The organism is Thermomicrobium sp. (assembly GCF_053493975.1).
Window position 1 is genome coordinate 1 of record NZ_JBRBZA010000063.1, and the last position, 5,152, is coordinate 5,152.

A 5,152-nucleotide genomic window follows, 5' to 3' on the forward strand; every position below is an offset into this window, starting at 1 on the left:
TATAGGTCGCACCTTTGACGCAATCACCCGGGAAAGTTTATACTGGCAGAGATTGCGTGGGCGCTGGCCCCCATCGTCTAGAGGCCTAGGACACCACCCTTTCAAGGTGGAGATCGCGGGTTCGAATCCCGCTGGGGGCACCCCGGATTTCCCAAACGTTCTACCCTGCGTGATCGCGGACGAGGACCCTGCCGTATGCGATCGCTGCAACTCGATACGCCCAGACTCCAGCGCGAGCGCGGCTCCACGCCGTGTCGGTGGAAATCGGCTCTGCTCGGAACAGCCATCTCGCCAGGGCCGCGCACGATCGTTACCCCAGCGGCCATACCCCCGGGTCTGACGAGGGAGGTGGGCCGATGCACGTCGTGATTCCCGTTGCCGGTCTGGGAACCCGACTTCGCCCTCACACTTGGAGCAAACCAAAGCCGCTCGTGACCGTCGCCGGGAAACCGATTCTCGGCCATGTCCTCGACCGACTGAATCGGTTGCCACTCGAACGCGTCGTCTTCGTGACCGGGTATCTCGGCGAGCAAATCGAAGAGTACGTGCGCACCCATTACCGATTCGACGCTGTCTTCGTCGAGCAACCTGAGCCGCTGGGGCAATCGCATGCCTTGCTCCAGGCCAAAGGTCTCGTCCACGGTTCGACGCTCGTCGTGTTCCCCGACCTCATTTTCGATGCTGATCTCGAAACGCTTCTCACCTGTTCGTACGATGGCATCGTGTTCGTGAAAGAGGTCGACGATCCTCGTCGCTTCGGTGTCGTCATCGTCGAAGACGGACGAATCGTCCAACTGGTCGAAAAGCCGGCACAGCCGGTCAGTCGGCTCGCCGTGGTCGGGGTGTATTTCTTCCGTGACTTCGCAGACCTCATCGACGCCATCGAGCAGCAGATCGCCGAGGGCCGCAAGCGCGGGAACGAGTACTACTTGGCAGAGGCGATCCAGATCCTCATCGACCGTGGTCGCACGATCGTGGCGCAACCTGTCTCCGTTTGGGAGGATTGCGGCACGGTCGAAGCACTCCTCGAAACCAATCGTTTCCTCCTCGACCGTCAAGCCGGCCCCCAGCTGTCCTTCCCGACCGCCGTGGTCGTTCCACCCGTCGTGATCGATCCCTCTGCCCGCATCGAGCATGCCGTCATCGGCCCGTACGTGAGCATCGGTCCAGGCGCAGTCGTCTCTCACGCGATCGTCACCGACTCGATCATCGACGAGGAGGCGACCATCAATGGCGTCATGCTGCACCGCTCGATCGTCGGTCGCCGCGCCCGGGTACTCGGTGACTTCGTGCGCGTGAACGTCGGCGATTCCTCGGAGATCACCTTCTCGGGACGAGACGGGGCATGAGCTGATGCCGGCGCGTTGGCTCGAAGTCGCTGTCGAGACCGATGCTGAGGTCGCCGATGCAGTCGCCGAACTATTTGCCCGCTTCGGCTACCAGCAGGGAGCCGCCGTCTTTCACCCGGTGGCACAGGATCCCGATGGAGAAAACGCGACCATCGATCCAGCGACTCCGGTTCTCATCGTGACTTATCTACCGCTCGACGAGCAGGTCGAGGCTACAGTCGAACGACTCCGCCATGGGCTTTGGCACCTGAGCCAGCTCGGGCGCATCGGTGAACTTCGCCTGCGCACACTGGCCGAGGAGGAGTGGGCCGAGGCTTGGAAGAGGCACTTCCCGGTGACGCGTATCGGCCACCGGATCGTCATCCGGCCTTCCTGGATCCCGTACGAATCACGCGAAGACGAGATCGTCGTTCACCTCGATCCTGGCATGGCTTTCGGAACAGGACTCCACCCGACCACCCAGCACTGTCTCCTCTGGTTGGAACGCCTGGTCACCCCAGGCATGAGCGTCCTCGATGCCGGAGCGGGGTCGGGCATCCTTTCCATCGCTGCGCTCGCGCTCGGTGCTCGGTCGGTCACGGCATGGGAAATCGATCCGGTTGCAGGCGAGGTCCTGCGGGAGAACTTGGAGCGGAACGGCGTCGCCGATCGTGCGACGGTGCGGATCGGCGATGTCACCGCGGACCTCGCTGATCGCGAGACCTATGACCTCGTCGTGGCCAATATCGTTGCCCGCGTCCTGATCGAAGCGGGGCCACGTTTGGTGCGGGCTGCACGGCCCGGCGCTCACCTCGTCCTCAGCGGCATCATCGAGACTGCCGAGGAGGGAGTCTGTCGCCGCTATCGAGAGCTCGGCACTGCACTCGTCGAGCGCCGGCAGGACGGTGATTGGGTGAGCCTGCTCCTGCGGCGGAACCGGCCATGAGTCGACGAGGCCATCGCTTCTTCGTGACCGAACAACTCGAACTCGGCGCTCGTGTCTCGCTACCTCGGCGCGTGAGCCATCAGCTGGTCCGTGTCCTCCGGCTGCGCCCAGGTGATCGGGTGATCCTCTGCGATGGTCGCTCGATCGATTTCGTCGCCGAACTCATCGAGCTCGATCCTGAACGCACGGTCGCCGTTCTCGTCGATGCCCAGCCGGCACGACCTCTTCCCCCGCCACCGATCGTGTTACTGCAGGCCTTGCTGCGCCACGATCACTTCGACCTGGTGGTGGAAAAGGCGACGGAACTCGGCGTCATTCGCATCGTTCCCCTGTGTACGCAACGAACGGTGGTTCAGATCGCCGTTCGCGATGTGACCCACCGTTTGGCGCGTTGGCAGCGGATCGCCATGGAAGCCAGCGAGCAATGCGGGCGCGGCATATTGCCCGAGATCGACACCCCCTCGACGCTCGACTGCGCACTCGCCACCGTGCGAAGCGCTCGCTTGCTCGTCTTTTGGGAGGCAGCCGACGCGGAAGCGATCGCATACGCCTCGTTCTCGCCAGACGAGACGGTCACGGTCGCCGTCGGCCCCGAAGGCGGGTGGACAGCCGAGGAAATCGCGCTCTTCCGACGGCACGGGGCGGAGTTTCGCTCGCTCGGGCCGCTGATTCTGCGTGCGGAAACCGCCGCGATCGGTGGCATCGCCGCCGTCCAGGCGCGCACGTGTCCGACTCGTCCGCACCTCAGGGAGCCGGACGAACCTGCCGCACCTCCAGGCTCCTCAGCCGATTGAGGGCAGCTGCCAGCTCGTAGCGTCGCGGGCGTGCCAGATCGCCCGGGTGGCCCCGGTACGGTGAGAGGATATCCAGCCCCTCGCGATCGATGATTTCGTCCACCAGATCGAGGATCGCCGACAGTGTCCGCTTCCCATCGATGATGTCATGCTCGACGGCATAGGCCAGCGCCAACCCGATCGCGCGCAGTTGACTGGGATCGACCAGCTGTTCGACATATCGAAGATCGATCGACTCGTACCCGAAGGTTACTTCCTCGGTGCCATGCGCCTTGATCCGCGTTCGCTCCCGTCGTCGGGGATCGATGCTTTCCGGAATCGGCACTCGCTGCACCACCCCTGGCCAAGGGTTCGGTGGAACGAACACCCCGTCGCCATGCTGACGAGCGAGTTCGCGTGCGCGCACGGTCACGTCGCGTGGATGATAGGCATGCATCCAGACGACCGTATCCGCCACGTGCAGATAGTCACCCGCACCGCCCATCACCAGAATGGTCGAAACACCTGCCTCGCGGTGCAGCTGACGGACGCGATCGATGAAGGGAACGATCGGTTCAGCCTCAGCGGGGACGAGTTCGCGCATGAGGTGGTCGCGGATCATGAAGTTCGTGGCACACGTGTCCTCGTCCATGAGGAGCACCCGCGCGCCCGCCTCCAGCGCTTCGAGGATATTGGCTGCCTGCGAGGTCGACCCGCTCGCATCCTCGCTGGTGAAACAGGTCGTCGAGCGGCCGAGCGGGAGATCACGGATGAACGGCGAGAGATCGACACCGACGACGCGACGGCCATCCTCCGCTCGAATCACGACGGCATCGGCTCGCGTCACGACTCGCTCACGTCCATCGCCGGGGATGTGATTGTAGACTCCGCGAGCCAATGCCTCGAGAAGCGTCGACTTGCCGTGGAATCCGCCACCGACGATGAGCGTTACTCCCTCTGGGATACCCATCCCACGAAGGCGACCACTGTGCGGAGTCGCCAGTTCCACTTCCAAACTGGGCGGTGGCTCGAAGGGAACGACTTCCTCGGTCAGTGGCTCCTGACTGACACCGCTCTTGCGCGGCAGGATCGCTCCTCGGCCGATGAAAGCGACCAGACCGGCCCTGGGCAACTGCTCGCGCAGGGCCTCCGCATCTTCGACCACCGCGATGAACCGTTCTGCTTCCTGAAGCGCTGTCCGATCGAGCCACAGGGCAAAGCGAGCGATGTCGGGAAGCGCAGCCGTGAGCAACTCTTCCGCCACATCACCGAGCACTGTTCGACCAGCTGCTGGGAGTCCCACTGAGAGGCGCAATTCGACCTGATCGTCGCTGATCCGGCAGGCGGTGCGTTCGAGAACCTCCTGATCACCTGCATCGACCTGGATCATCCCCGAGCGACCGGTTCCCGACCGCCGACGTCCGAGTCGATCGATGGCTCGCCGTGCACGCCGAGCGAGAAAATCCTCCATGGCGACCCGCCGTACACGATTCGTCAATGGGGGAAAGACCAGCCGAGAACGATCGACGATCACGCGCACCCGCGACGGAGGCGCATACGGATCACCCTGTACGTGGTCGATCGCCAGGATGATGTCCCCGAGCCGAAAGAAGCCGCGGAGCTCCTCGTAGGCCTTGTAACCCCGACGATCGATACGCCGGAGAACCGTCCGGAGCGCACTGATGTCGCGCACACCAACCCCTCCCCGTGAGCGCTCGGCAGTGAGTATAGTGGTTCGGCTGGCCGGCTCTGGCAGTGCCTGTCAGCGAGGAGGGGAGATGCCGTTCTGTGATCTCAGCCACGTGAGCGTGTTCTACAGCCGAGCCGGAACGGGCCCTCCGGTCATCCTGCTTCACCAGTACTTCGGAACCAGCGAGAGTTGGCTCGCCATCGTCGATACCCTGCGCCGCTTCTTCGACGTCATCGCCCCCGATCTCCGCGCACATGGACGAAGCAGCGATCCCGGTGGGCGTCTGACGTTGCGCGGGTTCACGGCCGATATCGCTGAACTCGTGCGGCGGCTGGGGATCGAGTCCGCGCATCTCGTCGGAGCGAGCCTCGGCGCCATGGTCGCGACGCGCCTGGCTATCGAGGGTGCCGTCCGG

The 5,152-nt window shown here is 64.0% G+C and carries 5 protein-coding genes and 1 tRNA gene; 5 read left to right on the forward strand and 1 reads right to left on the reverse strand.

The features are described from left to right. Window positions 1-66 precede the first annotated feature (66 nt). The 4 genes from ACWIVK_RS10640 to ACWIVK_RS10655 all read left to right on the forward strand — a co-directional run bounded on the left by ACWIVK_RS10640 (window position 67) and on the right by ACWIVK_RS10655 (window position 3,068). Window positions 67-140 (forward strand) — tRNA-Glu (locus ACWIVK_RS10640). Window positions 141-356: 216 nt separating this feature from the next. Next, window positions 357-1,349: a sugar phosphate nucleotidyltransferase gene (locus tag ACWIVK_RS10645; protein ID WP_448576666.1), complete on the forward strand. Its 993-nt coding sequence runs from the start codon at window positions 357-359 to the stop codon at window positions 1,347-1,349. A 4-nt stretch (window positions 1,350-1,353) separates the two neighbouring features. Then, a complete protein-coding gene (gene prmA, locus ACWIVK_RS10650) occupies window positions 1,354-2,274 on the forward strand; it encodes a 50S ribosomal protein L11 methyltransferase (protein ID WP_448576667.1) in 921 nt (306 codons plus the stop codon). Then, window positions 2,271-3,068, forward strand: a complete 798-nt coding sequence (locus ACWIVK_RS10655) for a 16S rRNA (uracil(1498)-N(3))-methyltransferase (RefSeq protein ID WP_448576668.1) — start codon at window positions 2,271-2,273, stop codon at window positions 3,066-3,068. Before prmA ends, ACWIVK_RS10655 begins: the two co-directional genes overlap by 4 nt. Here ACWIVK_RS10655 and ACWIVK_RS10660 read toward each other — a convergent pair. Next, on the reverse strand, window positions 3,019-4,740 hold the full coding sequence (locus ACWIVK_RS10660; protein WP_448576669.1) for an ABC-ATPase domain-containing protein: 1,722 nt from the start codon (window positions 4,738-4,740) through the stop codon (window positions 3,019-3,021). The genes ACWIVK_RS10655 and ACWIVK_RS10660 overlap by 50 nt on opposite strands. A gap of 85 nt (window positions 4,741-4,825) precedes the next feature. Between ACWIVK_RS10660 and ACWIVK_RS10665 the strand changes: the two genes are divergently transcribed. Continuing rightward, window positions 4,826-5,152, forward strand: a 327-nt coding sequence (locus ACWIVK_RS10665) for an alpha/beta fold hydrolase (protein WP_448576670.1), incomplete at its 3' end; no start/stop codon positions are given.

Coding starts and splice junctions, on each gene's coding strand:
- prmA (WP_448576667.1), top strand. CDS start 1,354: ATGCCGGCGCGTTGGCTCGAAGTCGCTGTCGAGACCGATGCTGAGGTC.
- ACWIVK_RS10655 (WP_448576668.1), top strand. CDS start 2,271: ATGAGTCGACGAGGCCATCGCTTCTTCGTGACCGAACAACTCGAACTC.
- ACWIVK_RS10645 (WP_448576666.1), top strand. CDS start 357: ATGCACGTCGTGATTCCCGTTGCCGGTCTGGGAACCCGACTTCGCCCT.